General features: G+C 42.3%; 1 protein-coding gene. It reads left to right on the top strand.

Translation table 11 applies throughout. The annotated features are described in order from the left end of the window. On the top strand, nt 1-253 hold a 253-nt coding region (locus tag SB775_RS31845), incomplete at both ends, for a Rieske 2Fe-2S domain-containing protein (protein ID WP_410865285.1).

Here is a 253-nt window from a genome sequence, read left to right as displayed (position 1 = left end):
AATTGAAGGAAAAATTGAAACCGCATTACGTAAGCCAGAAAATCTTGAAGTTGGCGAAGGTTCTGTTGTACATGTCAACGGTAAACGAGCAGGTGCTTATAAAGATAAAGAAGGAAAATTACATATCGTCGATACAACTTGCACACACCTCGGCTGTGAAGTTGCATGGAATAGCGGTGATTGTACTTGGGATTGCCCTTGTCACGGTTCCCGTTTTTCAATTGATGGGGATGTTATGGAAGGTCCAGCAGAT

The organism is Peribacillus sp. SIMBA_075 (assembly GCF_046534585.1).
The sequence above is the reverse complement of the archived record's forward strand: the minus strand, read 5'-3'. Positions and strand labels throughout refer to the sequence as shown.